This window comes from Actinomyces viscosus, from assembly GCF_900637975.1.
GTDB lineage: Bacteria > Actinomycetota > Actinomycetes > Actinomycetales > Actinomycetaceae > Actinomyces > Actinomyces viscosus.
In genome coordinates, this window is the sequence record NZ_LR134477.1 from 1045258 (window position 1) to 1064519 (window position 19262).

Annotated in this window: 16 protein-coding genes and 2 tRNA genes; 8 read left to right on the forward strand and 10 right to left on the reverse strand. The window is 66.8% G+C overall.

The window, feature by feature from the left end:
- Positions 1–107: 107 nt before the first annotated feature.
- The gene (locus EL340_RS04600) at positions 108–1664 is read left to right on the forward strand and encodes an IS1634 family transposase (protein ID WP_126413634.1); all 1557 of its coding nucleotides are present in this window, start codon (positions 108–110) and stop codon (positions 1662–1664) included.
- 419 nt (positions 1665–2083) lie between these two features.
- Here the strand turns inward: EL340_RS04600 and EL340_RS04610 are convergent, their stop codons facing one another.
- The gene (locus EL340_RS04610; RefSeq protein ID WP_126413635.1) at positions 2084–2461 is read right to left on the reverse strand and encodes a hypothetical protein; all 378 of its coding nucleotides are present in this window, start codon (positions 2459–2461) and stop codon (positions 2084–2086) included.
- A gap of 306 nt (positions 2462–2767) precedes the next feature.
- Between EL340_RS04610 and EL340_RS04615 the strand changes: the two genes are divergently transcribed.
- On the forward strand, positions 2768–3625 hold the full coding sequence (locus EL340_RS04615; RefSeq protein ID WP_232023219.1) for a DUF1266 domain-containing protein: 858 nt from the start codon (positions 2768–2770) through the stop codon (positions 3623–3625).
- Positions 3626–3702: 77 nt separating this feature from the next.
- Here the strand turns inward: EL340_RS04615 and EL340_RS04620 are convergent, their stop codons facing one another.
- The 3 genes from EL340_RS04620 to EL340_RS04630 all read right to left on the reverse strand — a co-directional run bounded on the left by EL340_RS04620 (position 3703) and on the right by EL340_RS04630 (position 4633).
- Positions 3703–3903 (reverse strand): YdeI/OmpD-associated family protein, encoded by a 201-nt coding sequence (locus tag EL340_RS04620; RefSeq protein WP_126413637.1) that lies wholly within the window; start codon positions 3901–3903, stop codon positions 3703–3705.
- A 60-nt stretch (positions 3904–3963) separates the two neighbouring features.
- Positions 3964–4039: transfer RNA gene (locus EL340_RS04625), tRNA-Val, on the reverse strand.
- A gap of 189 nt (positions 4040–4228) precedes the next feature.
- The gene (locus tag EL340_RS04630; RefSeq protein WP_126413638.1) at positions 4229–4633 is read right to left on the reverse strand and encodes a DUF3052 family protein; all 405 of its coding nucleotides are present in this window, start codon (positions 4631–4633) and stop codon (positions 4229–4231) included.
- Positions 4634–5029: 396 nt separating this feature from the next.
- On the opposite strand from EL340_RS04630, the gene aceE reads away from it, so the two are divergent.
- Positions 5030–7783: a pyruvate dehydrogenase (acetyl-transferring), homodimeric type gene (gene aceE, locus EL340_RS04635; RefSeq protein ID WP_126413639.1), complete on the forward strand. Its 2754-nt coding sequence runs from the start codon at positions 5030–5032 to the stop codon at positions 7781–7783.
- A gap of 108 nt (positions 7784–7891) precedes the next feature.
- Positions 7892–8548, forward strand: a complete 657-nt coding sequence (locus EL340_RS04640) for a DUF3060 domain-containing protein (protein ID WP_126413640.1) — start codon at positions 7892–7894, stop codon at positions 8546–8548.
- Between the two features lie 102 nt (positions 8549–8650).
- Here EL340_RS04640 and aspA read toward each other — a convergent pair whose 3' ends face one another.
- Positions 8651–10129 carry an aspartate ammonia-lyase gene (aspA, locus tag EL340_RS04645; RefSeq protein ID WP_126413641.1) on the reverse strand — a complete coding sequence of 493 codons (1479 nt, stop codon included), beginning with the start codon at positions 10127–10129 and terminating at the stop codon, positions 8651–8653.
- Positions 10130–10394: 265 nt separating this feature from the next.
- Between aspA and EL340_RS04650 the strand changes: the two genes are divergently transcribed.
- The 4 genes from EL340_RS04650 (at position 10395) to EL340_RS04665 (ending at position 14042) form a co-directional block, all read left to right on the forward strand.
- The gene (locus tag EL340_RS04650) at positions 10395–11603 is read left to right on the forward strand and encodes a PucR family transcriptional regulator (protein WP_197722347.1); all 1209 of its coding nucleotides are present in this window, start codon (positions 10395–10397) and stop codon (positions 11601–11603) included.
- 253 nt (positions 11604–11856) lie between these two features.
- The gene (locus EL340_RS04655) at positions 11857–12108 is read left to right on the forward strand and encodes an acyl carrier protein (protein ID WP_126413643.1); all 252 of its coding nucleotides are present in this window, start codon (positions 11857–11859) and stop codon (positions 12106–12108) included.
- Positions 12109–12114: 6 nt separating this feature from the next.
- On the forward strand, positions 12115–13368 hold the full coding sequence (locus EL340_RS04660; RefSeq protein WP_126413644.1) for a beta-ketoacyl-[acyl-carrier-protein] synthase family protein: 1254 nt from the start codon (positions 12115–12117) through the stop codon (positions 13366–13368).
- 173 nt (positions 13369–13541) lie between these two features.
- Positions 13542–14042, forward strand: coding sequence for a DUF3145 domain-containing protein (locus tag EL340_RS04665; protein ID WP_126413645.1), 501 nt, complete (start codon positions 13542–13544; stop codon positions 14040–14042).
- 102 nt (positions 14043–14144) lie between these two features.
- Here EL340_RS04665 and def read toward each other — a convergent pair whose 3' ends face one another.
- The 5 genes from def to EL340_RS04690 form a co-directional block, all read right to left on the reverse strand.
- Positions 14145–14636, reverse strand: a complete 492-nt coding sequence (gene def, locus EL340_RS04670) for a peptide deformylase (protein WP_126413646.1) — start codon at positions 14634–14636, stop codon at positions 14145–14147.
- Positions 14637–14970: 334 nt separating this feature from the next.
- Positions 14971–15045: transfer RNA gene (locus EL340_RS04675), tRNA-Asn, on the reverse strand.
- 90 nt (positions 15046–15135) lie between these two features.
- Positions 15136–15702 carry a hypothetical protein gene (locus EL340_RS04680; protein ID WP_126413647.1) on the reverse strand — a complete coding sequence of 189 codons (567 nt, stop codon included), beginning with the start codon at positions 15700–15702 and terminating at the stop codon, positions 15136–15138.
- Positions 15703–15751: 49 nt separating this feature from the next.
- The gene (dnaG, locus tag EL340_RS04685; protein ID WP_126413648.1) at positions 15752–17767 is read right to left on the reverse strand and encodes a DNA primase; all 2016 of its coding nucleotides are present in this window, start codon (positions 17765–17767) and stop codon (positions 15752–15754) included.
- Positions 17768–17837: 70 nt separating this feature from the next.
- On the reverse strand, positions 17838–19157 hold the full coding sequence (locus EL340_RS04690; RefSeq protein WP_126413649.1) for a deoxyguanosinetriphosphate triphosphohydrolase: 1320 nt from the start codon (positions 19155–19157) through the stop codon (positions 17838–17840).
- Positions 19158–19262 lie beyond the last annotated feature (105 nt).

Sequence of the window (19262 nt, forward strand, 5' to 3'; positions counted from 1 at the left end):
CACAGCGCCTGACTTGGCTCATTGCGGGGTGGTTGGGTCGCTGGGGGTGTGGTTGTGGTTGGGATTGTGCGGGTTGCGTGGGTGGGGGTGCGCACTAACGTGGGGGTATGAGTCCGTACGTTCGCGCGGTCAGGACGGCGTCGGGGGCCCGTGCGGTGCAGATCGTGTACTCCTCCCGCAAAGGAGCCCGCAGCATCGAGCACATCGGCTCAGCCCATGACGATGCTGAGCTGGCGGCGCTTAAGGAGGTCGCCAGGCAGCGTCTCAACGCTGGCCAGCTCAGCCTTGACCTGCCGGGCCTGAACGGTACGGACGTCGGGGGAAAGGGACCGCAGGCGCTGGCTGGGGCCGGGCGCGTAGCGCCGATCACCTCCAACCGGATGGGAGTGCTCCTGGAGACGCTGGAAGCGGCTTGGAAGGCAGTGGGCCTGGACGGGCTCGGTGGTGCTGACGAGGTCTTCCGCCAGCTCGTTACCGCCAGGCTGATCGAGCCGACCAGCAAGCAGGACTCCCTGCGGGTCCTGGCCGAGGCAGGTCTGACGCCGGTGTCCTACGCCACGGTCAAGCGTCATCTGCCCCGCTACGCCGCTGAGGAGTTCACCCGGGGCCTGTCGCGCCTGCTGGCCGGACGCGCCCGCATCGACCGGGCCTCGCTGGTCCTGTTCGACGTGACGACCCTGTACTTCGAGACCGACAAGGCCGACGGTTTCCGCGAGCCAGGCTTCTCGAAGGAAAGACGCCTGGAGCCGCAGATCACGGTAGGGCTGCTCACCGACGAGACCGGGTTCCCTCTACGGGCCGAGGCCTTTGAGGGCAACAAGGCCGAGACCGCCACCATGATCCCGACGATCAACGACTTCATGAACGCCTACAACCTCGACGACGTGGTGGTCGTCGCCGACGCCGGGATGATCAGCGCCGCCAACAAGCAGGCCCTGGAGGCAGCCGGCCTGTCTTACGTGCTGGGCTCACGCACCTCACGCGTCCCCCACGTGATCAGCTCCTGGCACGACAACCACCCCGACCAGGACGTCCCCGACGGGCTGACCCTGACCCAGCCCTGGCCCGCCGGAGCCAGCGACCAGCGCCGTGACGAGACCATCTACTACCGCTACAGCGCCGACAGGGCCCGACGCACGCTACACGGGATCGACACCCAGGTCGCCAAGGCCGAGAAAGCCGTCGCAGGAAAGATCCCCGTCAAACGCAACCGCTTCGTGCACCTGTCCGGCGCCACCAGGAGCATCAACCGCGACCTGGAGACACGGGCCCGGACCCTGGCCGGGTGGAAGGGATACGTCACCAACCTGCCCAACCCCGACCCCGAGACGGTCATCGGTGCCTACCACCGCCTGTACAACATCGAGAAGTCCTTCCGCATGTCCAAGTCCGACCTGAGAGCACGCCCCATCTACCACCACCTGCGCCAGTCCATCGAGGCCCACCTGACCATCGTCACCGCCGCCCTGGCCATGGCCCGATGGCTGGAGAACACCACCGGCTGGTCCATCAGACGCCTGATCACCACCAGACGCCTGATCACCACCGCCCGCCGCTACCGCACCATCACCATCAACATCACCGGACACACCCTCACAGCCGCCGCCCCACTCCCACCCGACCTCATCCAAGCCCTCAACAACATCCACCACGACACTAAATGAGCCAACTCAGGAGACATGGCCGTGCGGGCCATATCGAGGATCTGCTGCTTCTTTGCCGCGCTGACCGGACGGCAGGCCATGTTGCGGACGCCGCGGGCTGTCGGGGTCTCGCTCGCCTGCCCAGTAGGCGCTACGCTAGCCGTACTCGGTTCCGGAGCCACTTCACCCGCGATGAGATGCTTGCGGAAGGCGAGCAGGGGCTTCCAGTTGTTTGTGTCGAGCTTGCTGAAGCGCACCACAGCATCGCTATACAAACCCTCACCCTGAGAAACAGCCCCCGTAGCCGTCTCAGCCGAGGCTGGCCGCCCACCCACCTCCCGTTGACTCAGTTCTTGTCCGACTGTGTGCGGGTCCCATCATTGAGAGTCGCTCACAGCGGATTGCCAGTATGAAGGAGCGCACTCGTACTCCCAGCCCGCTCAGAAAGGTGTCCAGATACCGGAGCGGCTCACTGTCAGCCGACCCCAGCTCATCCACTCCGGAAGTAGGCTGCCGATCATCATCTCATAGGCATAGAAGGCGATGTCCTCCCCAGGAATCATAAAGGCAGATCCTGACCCTATTCGGAGCAGTTTGCGAAATCCCGGCTGTGCGCTCCAGGTAAGTATCCAGCTCGTCATTGTCGATATATCTTGCTGTGTATCCCCTGGTGTGATGTTGATGATGCGACGGCAGTCGTATGCCTGTGTACCGGCCTGACCTGCAAGTATGGCCGTGGTAGGACGACGGCCATCCGCAATGTGCTGGTCTGTCCAGAAGCCGGCTGAGAGGTCCGTCTTCTTGCACTGAGCGATCACAGAAGGATTATCGATGACGTCGAAAGCCCCTTCAATGAAACAGACACTTCCTACTACTGTCGGGCGTTACCAAGTTGTACTGTCTCATTTAGCGCCATACCGCAAGTATGCTGCACAATACTCTTCATGTCCTCGCAGATCCCACCCCTCATTATTGCTCTGGCATTCTTCGGAATAATTTGTGTCGCCGAATTATACAGAGCGATTCGTCAAAAAATTCGGCGGCGTCAGGAGGAAGCCGCATCATCTCCCCATGAGGGCGAGGAGTCCACCTGGGATGAGCTCACCAGGCAGCACCGACCCATCATGAGCTCCGACCCCGTCTCGTTCTCCCCCGGCCCGTACGAGCGACTCGCGGCGATCTCGGCGCCGTACGCCCTGTGCCACCAGGATCCATGGGACCGTCTCGATTCCTCGGACCCCGAATCTGAACGGGAGATGCTCGCCCGAGACTGGGGAGTGCACTCCCGCATCGATCTTCTCACCCAGATCTTCCAGCTGATCATGTTCGGCCACCGCAGCGACTTCGATGAGGAACGCGCCCGGTGGACCAACACCTCTCTGGCTGAGGCCGAGCGCTACGAGCTGCGAGGCGCAGCCGAGTCCTCTGAGGACGCAGCCGAGACGCTGTGGCGTCTGGAGCGGATGCGCAACAACGACCGGGGCATCCGGAACGTGGACTTCGCGGCCTGGGACATGGTCCGCGCAGCCATGCTGACACGGTACGGCACCGCACTGGGCTGGCTGACCGAGGCGGAGGCGTGGGACACGCTGGCACTGCTGGACCGAGCACTGCGGGAGCGTTATCAGAGCTGGACGCAGGTCTGGGAGTCGTTCCGGCTGACACGCTGGTACTGGTACTCCGAGGGCGGCGAGGAGGAGCACTTCAACGACCTGCACGACCTCAACCGCTCGCTCCTCCTCCTGGGCCCAGACGGACCGTGGAAGCTCATCCCCTGGGAGACCCCGGTTCCCGATTCGTCCCTCATGATCCTGGACGATCTTGTTAACGCCGGGGTAGCCGCACCCCTGAGCACTGGCGAGCGGGCGCGCGCCACGCAGTGGGAGCGCTGGGTCGACGACCAGGTCATCGCCCGCGTACGCCGCTCTCAGCAGTTCGGCCCTTATCACGAACGGCACCACCGGTTCACGAAGAACCTTTGATATGCACCACGACAACGATGTCGCTTGTCGATCCGCCTCATCATCGCCGTCGCTTCGAGCGGGCAAGGAGCAGCGCCCTACCCGCGCTTGTCGACCATCATCTCCACAGCCTTGACGGCTCTACGTCGGCGGGTCTCCGCGCGCTTCGCCTCACAGATCCAGCGCAGATACTCATTCTGGTGCGAGGGAGGCAGAGTCGCGAATATCTTCTCCGCCGTCTCGTTCTCCGACAGCGCCTCGGCCAGCTCCGCCGGGATTCCTGCCTGATCGTTACTCATAGTCTCCTCCAACTGATCGACAGGCTGCCGCACGGTCCAAGGGTTCGTATACGGAGCTTGTGGTGGACCCGGCCGGACTCGAACCGACGACCGACGCGGTGTAAACGCGTTGCTCTACCAACTGAGCTACAGGTCCGACGCAGGCGCTCTGCGAGACACAGCCGTAGTCCCAACCACGACGCTTCACAGGCCTGCACGGGCGGCCGACGGCGCGAACCACCCTGGCCGGTGACTCTACCGCTTCCGCGGCGCAAGCCACGAATCGCCCCGGGCTTTCACCACGACGCAGGACGGCGCTGGACAAGCCGCTCGGCCGCGGGCCGTGTCAGCGCCCTCGGCTGGAGACCCTGATTCCGCTCCAGTGCTGCCCCATCGAGGCGGCGGAGGTCGCGTGCATGCCGGCGGTGGCGGCCGCCTCCTCCACCTCTGCGGCCTGAACGGCACCGGTGGTGCGCGCCTTGGGCGTCAGCACCCAGATGAGGCCGGCGCCGTCGAGGTTGGCCTGGGCATCCACCAGGAGGTCGGTGAGATCGTCGACGTCGCCGTCGTCATCGCGCCACCACACGATGGCCGAGTCGGCCACGTCCTCATAGTCCTCGTCCACCAGAGTGGTTCCGGTCTCGGCCTCAGCCGCCTGCCGCAAGGTCTCGTCGACGTCATCGTCGTAGCCGAACTCCTGGATGATGAGACCGGAGGCGAAGCCGAAAGCCCCACCCGCTGTACTCGCCACTTCCTTACACCGTCCTTCTGGGCTGCGCCCGTCTGTCGCTCGCCCGCTGCTGGGCGATGGGTACTAGCCCACCTCACCCGGTGCCAGCCGCGCAAGTGAACACGCACTTCAGATTACCTTGAACTTTGCTTTGAACGCCGTTCCAGACGTAGCCGAGGACTCAGCGACTCACCCTCCGCCCGCTATGCGGAAACCTACCCTCCAGCATGTGGCCCACACCATACGTGAGGTAGGACTTTCCTCCCGCTGGGTGCAGCGTTCGCACCGTCTCAGGTCGTAGATTAGGGCCGTCATCCACAGCGGCCTGACTTCAGTCGCACGTAGACGCCGTCTTCGGCACCACGGTGCGCGCGCAAGGCTCGGGCCCACCGCACAGACGCGAGGAAAGAGGATTCCGTGAGCCCCACCAGTGACTCCACGCCGCTCATTGACGGCCTCCTGACGAAGGTGACCGACAACGACCCAGAGGAGACCAAGGAGTGGCACGAGTCCCTCGATGCCCTCATCGCGGACAAGGGCGCCAAGCGGGCGCGCTACATCCTGCTGAGCATGCTGGCCCAGGCCCGCCAGAAGAACGTCACGGTGCCCACCCAGATGACGACGCCGTACATCAACACCATCGACGTCACCAACGAGCCCTACTTCCCCGGTGACGAGAGCGCCGAGCGCACCTACCGGCGCTGGCTGCGCTGGAACGCCGCCGTCATGGTGACCCGGGCGCAGCGCCCCGGCGTCGGGGTCGGTGGCCACATCTCCTCCTACGCCTCGACCGCCACCCTCTACGAGGTGGGCTTCAACCACTTCTTCCGCGGCAAGGACCACCCCGGCGGCGGCGACCACGTCTTCTTCCAGGGGCACGCCTCCCCCGGCAACTACGCCCGCGCCTTCCTCGAGGGGCGCCTGAACGAGGCGGACCTCGACGGCTTCCGCCAGGAGGAGTCCCGCCCGGCCGGCGGCCGCGGCCTTCCCTCCTACCCGCACCCGCGCCGCATGGAGGACTTCTGGGAGTACCCCACCGTCTCCATGGGGCTGGGCCCCGCGGAGGCTATCTACCAGGCCTGGTTCGACAAGTACCTCCAAGGCGCCGGCATCAAGGACACCTCCCAGCAGCACACCTGGGCCTTCCTGGGCGACGGCGAGATGGATGAGCCCGAGTCGCGCGGCATGCTGCAGCTGGCGGCCAGCCAGCAGCTGGACAACCTCACCTTCGTCGTCAACTGCAACCTCCAGCGCCTCGACGGCCCGGTGCGCGGAAACGGAAAGATCATCCAGGAGCTCGAGGCCTTCTTCAAGGGTGCCGGCTGGAACGTCATCAAGGTGATCTGGGGCCGTGGTTGGGACCAGCTGCTCGCCGCGGACAAGGACCATGCCCTGGAGCACCTCATGATGGAGACGCTCGACGGCGACTACCAGACCTTCAAGGCCAATGACGGCGCCTACATCCGCGAGCACTTCTTCGGCCGCGACCCGCGTACCGCCGAGCTCGTCAAGGACTGGACCGACGACGAGATCTGGGCCCTTCAGCGCGGCGGCAACGACTACCGCAAGATGTACGCCGCCTACAAGGCCGCCATGGAGCACAAGGGACAGCCCACGGTCATCCTGGCGCACACGGTCAAGGGCTACCTGCTGGGCGGGCACTTCGCCGGCCGCAACGCCACCCACCAGATGAAGAAGCTGACGCTGGAGGACCTCAAGGCCCTGCGCGACCGGCTCCACATCCCGATCACCGACGAGCAGCTCGAGGCCAACCCGAAGATGCCGCCGTACTACCGGCCGGCCGAGGACGACCCCTCCCTGCTCTACATGCTGGACCGGCGCCGCCAGCTCGGCGGCTTCATCCCGGAGCGCCGTGACGGCGGTGTCGAGCTCGAGCTTCCCGGCGACAAGACCTACGACATCCTCAAGAGCGGCTCGGGCAAGCAGGAGGTCGCCTCCACGATGGCCTTCGTGCGCCTGCTCAAGGAGCTCATCAAGGACAAGGGCATCGGCCGGCGCATCGTGCCGATCATTCCCGACGAGTCGCGCACCTTCGGCCTGGAGTCTCTCTTCCCCACCAAGAAGATCTTCAACACCCAGGGCCAGAACTACACGCCGGTGGACGCCGACATGATGCTGTCCTACCGGGAGTCCACCTCCGGCCAGCTCATGCACACCGGTATCAATGAGGCCGGCTCGGTCGCCCTGTTCCAGGTCGCCGGAACGAGCTATGCCACCCATGGCGAGCCGATGATCCCGGTCTACATCTTCTACTCGATGTTCGGCTTCCAGCGCACCGGCGACCAGTTCTGGGCCGCCGGGGACCAGCTGGCGCGCGGCTTCATCATCGGGGCCACCGCCGGGCGCACCACCCTGACCGGTGAGGGCACCCAGCACATGGACGGCCACTCCCCCATGATCGCGGCCACCAACGACGCCGTCGTCAGCTACGACCCCGCCTACGCCTACGAGATCCGGCACATCGTGCGCGACGCCCTCGAGCGCTGGTACGGGCCGGACTCGGGTCGCAACCGGGACGTCATGTACTACCTGACCGTCTACAACGAGCCCATCCACCAGCCCGCGGAACCCGACGACGTCGACGTCGAGGGTATCCTGCGCGGCATCCACCGCATCAGCCCCGCCCCCGACGGCGAGGGCCCCGAGGTCCAACTGCTCGCCTCCGGTGTCGGAATGCCCTGGATCGAGGAGGCTCGCCGGATCCTGGCCGAGGACTGGGGCGTGCGCGCTACGACCTGGTCCGTTACCAGCTGGAACGAGCTGCGTCGTCAGGCCCTGGAGGTTGAGAAGGCCAACTTCCTGGCTCCCGACGCCGAGCGACAGGTTCCCTACCTGACGCAGAAGCTCTCCGGGGCGGGCGGCCCCTTCATCGCCACCAGCGACTACGACCACCTGGTCCCCGACCAGATCCGCGCCTGGGTGCCCGGCGACTACTACACCCTGGGTGCTGACGGCTTCGGCTTCTCCGACACCCGCGCCGCCGCCAGGCGTCACTACCTCATTGACGCTCAGTCGGTGGTGGTGCGTGCCCTCCAGGCGCTGGTGGAGCAGGGCCGCCTGGACCGCTCCGTCCTGGCTGAGGCGATTGCCCGCTACGAGCTGACCAACGTCAACGCGGGCGCCTCCGGATCCCAGGGAGGGGAGTCCTGACTCCCGCCGTGCGGCTATAGTACGCAGCGTTGATCAGCTGCGGTGCCGGTGGAACGAGCTCCTCGTCGTTCCACCGGCACCGCCGCGCCTACCGAAAGAGGTCCCACGGTGTCTTGTCCCCCGCTTCTGCGCTGCGCCTCGTTCGTCACCGCGTGCCTGCTGGCCCTGTCCGGATGCTCTGCCGTTCAGGCCGTTCTCTCGGGGTCATCATCGTCCTCCCCGAGCCATGTCCGAGAAACCGCCGCGTCGGAGGCGAAGAAGCCCGCGGACGACCCGGACACCAACGATCCGGACGCCACTGGTCCAGTTGATTCTCTGGAGTACGGCAACTGCACGTCCTCTGAGGTACGCGACTACGACGAGGAGCTGACGGACAACGATGAGGAGGACAGCCGCGCCCAGGCGGAGGTCCAGGTCACCAAGGTCATTCCCGCCTCAGACCAGGTCAACGTCACGACCGACGGGCTCACCGTCGATCAGGTGGTCAAGGTCTCGGCAGGCGCGCGAGACGTAACAATCACCGCAACAAACCTCGTCGTCATCATTGAGGGCGAGATCGAGTCACTCACCGTTCACGGCTTCAACAACACGATCTGGATCGACGCCGCCCGTAAAGTCACATTTGGGTCAAGCGATGACGACAATCTCAATCACGTGTTCTGGCACTCCACTCCACCGCAGTCGAAAGTGGATCCGCAAGGAGCCAATGTGGTGGGCAAGGACATCCACGCCCCGGTCATTCGCTCCTGCAGCGTCTTCTCCTGACACCTCCCGCGAGGGAACGTTCGGCCTCCGTTATCAGCACGTAGCACTCATCTAGCACAAAGACTCCCTGACTACCCCCCGAAATTCGGAGGCCGAGCTCGTTCAGCCCACTGGATCGGGCGCCGTCGGCACCACGGGCGGGGTCGACGGATCGGATCCGGAGTACACCTTCAGGTCACGGAAATGGGGGCGCAGGAGGTTCTCCGGGCTGAGAATCTCATCAAGGACGGACTCCTCGAGCAGGCCCATCTCCAGAACCACCTCTCGCACACTGCGTCCGGAACGGGCGCACTCACGTCCCACCAGGTCGCCGTTGTGATGACCGATCACCGGGTTGAGGTAGGTGACGATTCCGATCGAGTCGAGGACATTACGGCGGCAGACCTCCTCATTGGCCTCAATCCCCACAATGCACAGCTCTCGCAGGGTCGACATCCCGCGAGTGAGGAGATTGATCGACTCGAAGATGGCCTGGGCGATCACCGGCTCCATGACATTGAGCTGTAGCTGGCCCGCCTCGGCGGCGAAGGTCAGGGCGACGTCGTTGCCGATGACCTTGAAGCAGACCTGGTTGACCACCTCCGGGATCACCGGATTGACCTTGGCGGGCATGATGGAGGAACCGGCCTGTCGCTCGGGCAGCCTGATCTCCCCCAGCCCCGCCCGAGGACCTGAGGACAGCAGCCGCAGGTCATTGCAGATCTTGGAGAGCTTGACCGCCAGGCGCTTGATCGCGGCGTGCATTGAGACGTAGGCGCCGGTGTCACTCGTGGCCTCCAGCAGATCCTGTGCTCCCCGGATGTCCAGACCGGTCACCTCGCGCAGATGCCCGACGACGGTGCGCTGGTAGTCGGGCGGGGTGTTGAGTCCCGTACCGATGGCGGTAGCACCGAGGTTCACCTCCAGAAGCAGGGCAGCGTTGTTGCGAAGCCGACCGATCTCCTCCTCCAGCAGGACGGCGAAGGCCTCGAACTCCTGTCCCAGGCTCATGGGAACGGCGTCCTGAAGCTGGGTGCGTCCCATCTTCAGGACGTTGACGAGGTCCGCCCCCTTGGCGCGCATGGCCGCGATGAGCTGTTCGAGCTCTTCGATGAGGGAGTCGACGAGCGTGAACAGCCCTAAACGAAAACCGGTCGGATAGGCGTCGTTCGTCGACTGGGACTTGTTGACATGATCGTTGGGGTTGACGACGTCGTAACGGCCCTTGGCATAGCCGAGGTACTCCAGCGCGAGATTGGCGATCACCTCGTTGGTATTCATGTTGACGCTGGTGCCGGCACCTCCCTGAAACTGGTCGACCGGAAACTGATCCAGGCACCGCTCGGCAACCAGCACCTGGTCGCAGGCCCACACGATCGCACCGGCGACCTCCGGGTCAAGCGCCCCTAGATCACTATTCGCTAACGCCGAGGCCTTCTTCACCTGCACCATGCCGCGAACAAAAGCTTCTTCGTCGCCGACCACCGATCCTGAGATCTGGAAGTTCTCCATCGCTCGCAGCGTATGGATTCCCCAATAGGCTTCCAATGGTACTTCCCGCGCACCAAGAAGATCTTCCTCTGTACGGGTCGCCTGCATCATCTTGAGCCTCCGAAGTTGTCTCGTTGAGTGCATGCACACACACCTCTATGCTGACACACGGCACGCATGCACGAGTCATTGCAGATTCACTTACCGCATGTTCCACAATGGTTACGCTATTGTAACCTGTGTAATCCAGTCCGTCCTCACGACGCGCCACTCTCAGTTATCCCCGTATTTTCAACACGAACTCGTGTCGGATCACACGCCGCGCCAATCGAGAACCTACTGTCATTACGATATTCCAGTCGGTAACATCCACAGCATGGATGAGTTGAGCGCTCCGGGGGTGTCTGCACTGCGACAGGCGCAGGACACAATTATTGAACACTCACTGGACCGCATCAGTTCGGCCCACGATTTCTACCGAACCCTGCCGGAAGGATCTCGCGACCAGATCGCGGCGGTGGCCCGCCTGGGCGTCACGATGTTCGTCGACTCGGCGGAGAACCCCGAGACCCCGCTGGTTCCCTCCCAGATCTTCTCCGTGGCCCCCGCCGCCCTGACCGGGGTCATCACGCTGGAACAGACCCTTGCCCTGGTGCGAACGGTCCTCGACGTCGTTGTTGACGAGGCTCCTCGCGCGGTCCCCAAGGAGGACCACGACACGGTCCGTATCCTGGTCCTGACCTTCGGGCGCGACGTCGGCTTCGCCGCCGCCGAGGTGTACGCCCGGGCCGCCGAGGCCCGAGGGGCCTGGGACGCCAGGCTGGAGTCCGTCGCGGTCGACGCGATGCTTCACGACGATCCCGAGGATGCCGCCACCCGGGCCGGTACAGCCGGCTGGAACGGCACCGGACCGGTGGTGGCGATCGCCGCCAAGACGACCCTGGACGCGCTCGGGGTCTCCCGGCTGCGCCACGAGTGCCGTAACCTCGCCAGCGACTGCCTGGTGTCGGTACGCGGCGACTCCGTCCTCATCGTCCTGGGAGGCAGTCAGGAGGCTCGTGGCTCCTCAGCCAAGGCCTCCTCCGCCCAGGGGCGCAGCGGAAGCGCCGAGCAGCTGGTGGACCAGGCGGCGATGCAGGTGGCCGGCGGACTGGGGGGCTCGGCCGTCGTCGGTCCCGTGGTCCCGGGGATCTCGCACGCGGGCCGTTCGCTGCGCTCCGCCCTGGCCGGGCTTCGCGCCCTACCCGGTTGGGCCGAGGCCCCCAATCCCGTCCACGCCGACGATCTTCTCCCCGAGCGTCTTCTGGCGGGTGACGAGCTCGCCGGCGAGCAGATTCTCAGCCTGGTGCACGCTCCCCTTCACGAGATGGGTGATCCCTTCGAGAGCACCGTGGCCACGTACCTGGCCCTGGGAGGAAGCCTGGAGGCGACGGCTCGAAACCTGTTCGTGCACGCCAACACGGTGCGCTACCGGCTGGGCCGTGTCAGCGAGCAGGTCGGTTGGGACGCGACGAACGCGCGCGACGGCCTCATGCTGCACATGGCGATCATCGTGGGACGTCTGGCGATCGGCCGGGAGGACTGATCCGCCGATGCCGCGCCCGCTGAACCACTGAGGACGCGAGGAGTCCCCGTCCCTGCCGTCCACTCCTGTGGCCGGCCACCCTGTTCGCGGTGGCCGGCCACAGTCTCGGTGGCGTACCGATTCCGGAAACTTCGTCCCCGTCTGGGACAATGGTCTTAGACGCGGCACCACCGTGTCACACTGCACCAACCCTCCAACCACAGCACCGCGCGGGTCACAGCCTGCCCCGTCGCGGCAGCAAGAAGGAGCCATCATGGCCGAGCAGAGCAACGAGGACGTCCTGGCCGTCATCACGCAGATCGTCAGTGAGGAGTCCGGCGTTGACGCCAAGGACATCACCCGTTCCAGCACCTTCGCCCAGGACCTCGACGTCGACTCCCTGGGGCTGCTGACCATCGCCACCCAGGTCGAGGAGCGCTTCGGCGTGGCTCTCGATGACTCCCTTATCCCGACCCTGCCCACCGTCGGAGCCCTGGTGGATCTCGTGACCACCAGGAAAGCCTGACACCACATGATCCCGGCAGCCGTCCGCCGCCCCGATGACGTCGTCGTCACCGGCCTGGGTACCGTCAACCCGCTGGGCGGAGACGTCGCCTCGACCTGGAGCGCCCTGCGCGAGGGCACCTGCGCGATCCGCTCTCTTGAGCACGACTGGGTGGAGGACTACGCGCTGCCCGTGCGGATCGGAGCCCCCCTGGCGATCGACCCAGCCGACCTCCTCCCGCCCCGCCAGGTGCGCCGCCTCGACCGCGCCAGCCAGTGCGCGCTGCTGGCCGCCCGCCAGGCATGGGAGCAGGCGGGATCACCGCAGGTCGCCTCACAGAGGCTTGCGGTGTCCGTCTCCCCCGGCATGGGACCGGTCCTGTCGGTCATGGAGGCGTGGGACACCCTGAGGGACAGGGGGCCGCGGCGAGTTCTGCCGACGGCGGTTCCCTCGCTCATGCCCAACGCTCCAGCAGCCGCCGTCGGGATCGAGCTGGGAGCGCACGCCGGGATCCATGCCCCGGTCTCGGCTTGTGCCTCGGGCGCAGAGGCCATCGCCTACGGCGCGGATCTCATCGCGCTGGGACGAGCCGACGTCGTCGTGGCCGGGGGGACGGACGCGGCCCTCCACCCGATGACGGTGGCCGCCTTCGGAGCCATGAGGGCGCTGTCGACGCGCAATGAGGACCCGGCCACCGCCTCACGCCCCTTCGCCCCGGACCGTGACGGTTTCGTCCTCGGCGAGGGCGCCGGGATCCTGGTCCTGGAGCGTGCCGAGCACGCCATGGCCCGCGGCGCACGGATCCTGGCCGGGCTCGCGGGCTCCGCAGTCACTGCCGACGCCTATGACGTGGCGCGCCCCGAGCCATCGGGCACGGAGCAGGAGCGCGCCCTGCTGCAGGCGATGGAGCGAGCCGGCCTCGATGCCGGTGCGCTCGGACACGTTAACGCCCATGCCACCTCGACCCCGGCCGGCGACGTCGTCGAGGCCGGGGTCCTGGCCCGGAGCGTTCCGGAGACGGCTGTCAGCGCCACGAAGTCCGCAACCGGTCACCTCCTGGGTGGAGCCGGTGGGCTGGAGGCGGTTCTGACCGTCATGGCCCTACGCGAGCGGTGGGCGCCGCCGACGCTGCTGCCCGCCGGCGTGGACCCGGAGCTGGCCGAGCTCGGCCTGGACGTCGTCGGGCCGCAGGGGCGCAGCCTGCCCGACCTGGAGGCGGCGGCGAGCACCTCCTTCGGCTTCGGAGGACACAACGTCGCGCTCGTCTTCACCAGGGCGTAGCCGGAAGCAGACGGACGGCGCCGCAGGACCCGGCTGTGACCCACCGGGCTGGACCGATCCCGCCCCGTCGTGCACAATAGCCGTGCATGCCGCGTACGTCATGACATGAGCCCGGTTGAGGATCGAGACCGTTGGGGAAGGCGAATCTCGAAACCAACCAGGAGGCGATACTCATGATCGGTGCCTACACCCGCGGTGTACTTTTCGTGCATTCTGCACCTCGGGCGCTCTGCCCCCACATCGAGTGGGCGGCGGCCGAGGTGCTCGGTTCGCGTGTCCACCTGGACTGGACCGAGCAGCCTGCGGCTCGGGGCATGATGCGGGCCGAGACCAGCTGGGTGGGGCCTGCCGGGACGGGAGCCAGTCTCGCCTCCGCCCTGCGAGGCTGGGCGAACCTGCGCTACGAGGTGACCGAGGAGGCGAGCGTGGGAACCGACGGCGGCCGTTGGTCGCATACCCCCGACCTCGGGATCTTCCACGCCCAGACGGACGTTCACGGCAACGTCGTCGTCCCTGAGGACCGGATCCGTGCCACGCTCGTCTACGCGGCCGATCCCGACAGGATGCGCCGTGAGCTCGATCTGGCACTGGGGCAGGCCTGGGACGACGAGCTGGAGCCCTTCCGCTACGCGGGGGCCGGCGCGCCCGTGCGCTGGCTGCACCGCGTCGGCTAGGGGCACGCGGAGCCGGACCTCCTCGGTGACCGTCTGACAACAACGGGTGGGGGTAACAGACTCGGAGTCTGTTACCCCCACCCGTCTTGTGTCTCAAGCGCGTTACAGGCCCTGGGCGCGCAGCTCCTTCATCGCCTTGGCCCGGTTCTGCCGGTCGAGGCGATCGAGGTAGAGGTGCCCCTCCAGGTGGTCGCACTCGTGCTGAATGCAACGGGCCATGAGCTCCTCCCCCTCGACGACGACCTCCTTGCCGTCCAGGTCCGTGCCCTCGGCCCGGGCGTACCAGGCGCGCTCCGTGGGGAACCACAGGCCCGGAACCGACAGGCAGCCCTCGTCCCCGTCCTGGTACTCGTCCTTGGAGAGCTCAACGATCTTGGGGTTGAGGATGTAGCCGATCTCGCCGTCGATGTTCCAGGAGAAGGCGCGCAGACCGACCCCGATCTGGTTGGCCGCCAGGCCCGCCCGGCCGTCCTCATCGACCGTCTCAAGCAGGTCCTCGACCAGAGCCTTGACGGAGTCGTCGATGTCAGTGATCCAGTCGCACTCGGTGCGCAGGACCGGGTCGCCGATGATGCGGATGTCGCGGTATGCCATGGCGGCATCCTCCCATGACTGGAGCGGAGTGGTCATGTTCGGTCCGTCGCGCCGTAGGGCGCGACGTAGGGCAACGCCACGTCCGGCTCCCCGATGGCTCCCTGCGCACCACCATCACCGCAGCCGGCAAGACACGCTCCCAGTACGTCCGCGACCTCCTCGAGACCGCCTAAGCCCGCAAGCACACCCTGCCCAGCGCGCGGCAACACTGAAGATACTGGAGATACTGGGCCCCTCGCACTTGAAGGTGTGGGGGGCCCATTCAGCGGATCTCCACCGGCATCGCGCCGGAAGACGACGGAGCCCCAGCCGGTGGGGCTGGGGCTCCGAGTGATGGCTCCTGCGGCTGGACTCGAACCAGCAACCGTCCGATTAACAGTCGGATGCTCTGCCATTGAGCTACGCAGGAATGCGTTTGACGCGCAGTGAACTTTAGCAACATCCCGCGGCAACGTCGAATCCTGCAAATCACCGAAAACGCTGCAATTCCTGGGACATCCTACCGTGTGGGCAGCCCCACACCCTCTCTGACGCGGTTTTCCAGCGCTTGAAGCGCCTCATGATCCTCTTCGTCTGAGACCTGGGACATGGCCGGACGGGTCACAGAGTACAGCTCCCCATCCGCACCACGACGCACGCTGGCGGTGGCCGTGACACCGCTGGGAAGCGTGGCGACCGCACTGTGGACGATGGCGGCCTCGACCCGCTGGCGCAGGGCCTTGGCGAAAGGAGCGACGTCCGTGGGCGCGTAGGTGTCGCCATCGCGGAGCCCTGCTGGAACCTCTAGAACGAGGTCATCGCGATCCAAGTCCGTCCATCTCAGGGTGAAGGCCCGCTCCTCGGCGTCCCAGGAACCCTGCTCCACCTCGTCCCAGGCGTGATGCTCGGGCCTGCTGCGCCCGCTGAAGACGACGAGCGCGTCGGCGGTGGCCGCCGCCCATGCCGAGCCTGCCTCGTCCAGGGGGACCGCGCCCAGGACGGGCTGATGCAGCTGCTCACGCATCTCAAGCGGGAGCACGGTGGTGGAGCGGGCGGATGAGCCTTGACGACGTCGCAGGTTCAGCATGCCCGCCAGGCTACCCGCACCACCTGCCCGGTGGCCCCACCCGCGGCCGTCAGGCTCCCTGCCTGATCTGCATACGGCGCTGCTCAAGGGCGGCGATCTGGGAGAACAGCTCCCGGTAGCCCTCATCCTGTGGGGACATCCGGCGGTGCCGCGAGCGCATCTCGACGAGCTGGCGGTTGATACCCATGACGGCCAGAGAGCTGAGCACACCCTTGGCGTAGCGGTCGAGCCCTAAGTCGTCCACCTCCGTGCCGCGCCCCCGAATGGTCGGCAGCGGCAGGGGCGCCACGGCCAGCTCGGTGATGGCGGCCTCGACCAGGCCGATGGCGCCGTCACGCACCTGCTGGAGCCAGCGCAGCGTAGCCCGTCGCTGCGCCTCCTGCTCCCCCATCCCGGCGGCCACCGCCTGCTGTACCAGTCCCGGCACCTCTCCGGTTCCTCCGGCAGCGGCAACAGCCTCGTAGACGGCCCGGTGGGTGAGCTGGCCGAAGGAGTCCGCCCCCAGCTCATCGGCTCCGGCCCGGTGCGCGGCCACCGGAAACTGGACGATGACGGCCAGGGCCTCGCGCTCGAGCTGCTCCACGGGGTCGGTCACCGGTGGCAGACCGCGCACCGGTGCTGCGGCGTCGGGGCCTGCGGTCTCGTCGGCGGGCCACTGGCCGCCGCGGGCTGCGGAGGGCTGTTGGCCTCGTCGCCCGGCGGCCTGGACGGCGCTGTGGACCTCGGCGTCGGGCAGTCCCAGCCATCCGGCGAGGCGGCGGGTGTACTCGCGCTTGAGCGCCCGGTCCCGGATGCCGGCCACGACCGGTGCCGCTGAGCGCAGCCCCCGCACCCGCCCCTCGGAGGTGTCCAGGTCCAGGTGGGACAGGGAGGTGCGGATGACGAACTCGAACAGCGGTACGCGCCTGGACAGCAGGCGTGGGATGCCCTGGTCCCCCTCCTTCATGCGCAGGTCGCAGGGGTCCAGGCCGCCGGGGTCGACCGCCACGAAGGTCTGGGTGGCGAAGCGCTGGTCCTCCGCGTAGGCGCGCAGGGCGGCCTTCTGGCCGGCGGCGTCGCCGTCGAAGGTGAAGATGACCTCGCCACCGCGGGCCTCGCGTCCCTGCCCGGTGACAACTCCCGCGGCGGGGTCATCGATATCGCCCAGAAGGCGGCGGACGACCCGCACATGGTCGGCGCCGAAGGCGGTGCCGCACGTGGCTACGGCCGTGGTCACCCCGGACAGGTGGGCGGCCATGACGTCGGTGTAGCCCTCGACGACGACGATCCTGTGGGAGCGGGCGACCTCCCGCTTCGCCAGGTCCAGTCCGTAAAGGACCTGGCTCTTGTGGAACACGGGGGTCTCGGGGGTGTTGAGGTACTTGGGGCCCTGGTCCTCCTCTGTGAGCCTGCGCGCCCCGAAGCCGACAGTGGCTCCGGTGACGTCGCGGATGGGCCAGATGAGGCGGCCCCGGAAGCGGTCGTAGACGCGGCGTCCGTCCTGTCCGCCCCGGCTGCACAGCCCGGAGTCGACCAGCTCGGCCTCGGTGTAGCCGGCACTGCGCAGGTAGCGGGCGAGGTTGTCCCATCCGGCGGGGGCGTAGCCGACGCCGAAGTGCGCAGCCGCTTGGCGGTCGAAGCCCCGGGCGGTGAGGAAGTCGCGCCCCACCTGGGCCTCCGGGCCGGCGAGCTGCTCGCGGAACCAGGCCTCGGCCAGACGGTTGGCGTCCATGAGGCGCTGGCGGGTTCCCGGCTCCACCCCGCGCCGGACCGCTCCGCCCTCCTCATAGCGCAGCTGGACCCCGGTTCGGTCGGCCAGGTACTCGACGGCCTCGGCGAAACCGAGGTGGTTGATCTTCTCGATGAAGGTGATGACGTCGCCGCCCTCACCGCAGCCGAAGCAGTGCCAGTAACCGAGCTGGGGGCGGACGTGGAAGGAGGGGGTGCGCTCGTCATGAAAGGGGCACAGCCCCTTGAGCGAGCCGACTCCGGCGCTCTTGAGGGTGACGTGCTCGCCGACGACGTCCTCAATCCGGGCGTGCTCACGCACCGCCTCGATGTCCTCACGTCTGATCAGTCCCGCCACAGGGCCATCGTAGGCGAGGCCGCCGACATCCTGCGCAGGCGCCTACCGCTCCCCTGCTGCGTCCGTCCTGCTACACCTCGGAGAACATGCCGCACAGCCGGGCGTGCCAGGCGCGCGCGGAGGTGTCCGTCAGGGAGGCGATCTGGTCCACGACCACTCGCAGGCGAGCGTCGTCGTTCTCGGCCCGGTTCCAGGCGTCGGCCAGGACGGGGTCGATCCCTTTCCCGCCGCCTGTCATGAGAACGTCGGCCAGGTCGAAGATGAGGGTGCGCTGGCGCAGGTAGACCGGTTCGTGCTCACGGGGCTCCATGACGTAGCGCACGGCGATGCCCTTGAGCAGGAGGATCTCCGCGGCCGTCTCCTCGGGGATGACGAGCTCGGCCCCGTAGCGGGTCAGGGGTCCGTCTCCGTAGGTCTGGCGGGTGGCGGTGGCGACTGCTGAGACGAAGCGGCCGATGATCTCGCTGGTGAGGTTCTTCAGGCGCGCAGCGTCGGCCACCGAGCCGTTGTAGGAGCGGATCCAGTAGGGCTGGCCGGAGAGCCTGCCGAAGGCAGCACCCAGGGCGTCGGCGCTGAGGTCGGTGCCGTACCAGGCCCTGGTGGCCTCAAGCAGCTCGTCGACCTCATGCGGGTCGGTCAGGCAGGCGGGGTCCATGCGTCCCAGGGCGATGGCGTCCTCGACGTCGTGGACGGAGTAGCCGACGTCATCGGACAGGTCCATGATCTGGGCCTCGATGCAGCGCCTGCCCTCCGGCGCCCCCTGACGCATCCAGGTGAAGATCTCGGCGTCGTCGTCATAGGCGGAGTACTTGCGCGCACTGCGCCCACTCGCGCCACCCGGCCCCCGTCCCTTGAGCCAGGGGTACTTGGCGACGGCGTCGAGGCTGGCCCGGGTGAGGTTGACGCCCACCGGCCGTCCGAGCTCGTCAAGGGTCTTGGGCTCCAGACGGGTGAGGATTCGGAAGGTCTGGGCATTGCCCTCGAAGCCTCCGATCCGGCGGGCGACGACGTCGAGAGCCTTCTCTCCGTTGTGCCCGTACGGCGGATGACCCAGGTCGTGGGACAGGCAGGCGGCGTCGACGACGTCGGGATCGCATCCCAGCGCCTGACCGAGCGCGCGTCCCACCTGCGCCACCTCGAGGGAGTGGGTGAGCCGGGTGCGCACGAAGTCGTCCGCTGAGGGCCCCAGCACCTGGGTCTTGGCCCCCAGGCGCCGCAGTGCCGAGGAGTGCAGGACCCGGGCACGGTCGCGCTCAAAAGGAGTGCGCTGAGGATTCTTCGCCTGCTCGTGAACAAAGCGCTCAGCATCCTGTGATCGGTATCCAGCCAGGGCAAGACTGTCGCCTCCGTCGATACGCACAGGCCTGGATCCAGATTTCTGCACTGACATAGTCACAAGGTAGCGCAGAAGCGGGTTACCATGGTCGTCACCGTTCCGACACCTCCGACACCGTCCCAAGGGAGCAACGGCATCCGATCTCCTCAGCATGTGGTC

What these genes read in the sequence shown, in the direction of transcription:
- EL340_RS04600 (WP_126413634.1), top strand. Translation starts at nt 108, where the DNA reads ATGAGTCCGTACGTTCGCGCGGTCAGGACGGCGTCGGGGGCCCGTGCG.
- EL340_RS04615 (WP_232023219.1), top strand. Translation starts at nt 2,768, where the DNA reads ATGAGCTCCGACCCCGTCTCGTTCTCCCCCGGCCCGTACGAGCGACTC.
- EL340_RS04620 (WP_126413637.1), bottom strand. Translation starts at nt 3,903, where the DNA reads ATGAGTAACGATCAGGCAGGAATCCCGGCGGAGCTGGCCGAGGCGCTG.
- aspA (WP_126413641.1), bottom strand. Translation starts at nt 10,129, where the DNA reads ATGATGCAGGCGACCCGTACAGAGGAAGATCTTCTTGGTGCGCGGGAA.
- EL340_RS04650 (WP_197722347.1), top strand. Translation starts at nt 10,395, where the DNA reads ATGGATGAGTTGAGCGCTCCGGGGGTGTCTGCACTGCGACAGGCGCAG.
- EL340_RS04655 (WP_126413643.1), top strand. Translation starts at nt 11,857, where the DNA reads ATGGCCGAGCAGAGCAACGAGGACGTCCTGGCCGTCATCACGCAGATC.
- EL340_RS04660 (WP_126413644.1), top strand. Translation starts at nt 12,115, where the DNA reads ATGATCCCGGCAGCCGTCCGCCGCCCCGATGACGTCGTCGTCACCGGC.
- EL340_RS04665 (WP_126413645.1), top strand. Translation starts at nt 13,542, where the DNA reads ATGATCGGTGCCTACACCCGCGGTGTACTTTTCGTGCATTCTGCACCT.
- def (WP_126413646.1), bottom strand. Translation starts at nt 14,636, where the DNA reads ATGGCATACCGCGACATCCGCATCATCGGCGACCCGGTCCTGCGCACC.
- EL340_RS04680 (WP_126413647.1), bottom strand. Translation starts at nt 15,702, where the DNA reads ATGCTGAACCTGCGACGTCGTCAAGGCTCATCCGCCCGCTCCACCACC.
- EL340_RS04690 (WP_126413649.1), bottom strand. Translation starts at nt 19,157, where the DNA reads ATGTCAGTGCAGAAATCTGGATCCAGGCCTGTGCGTATCGACGGAGGC.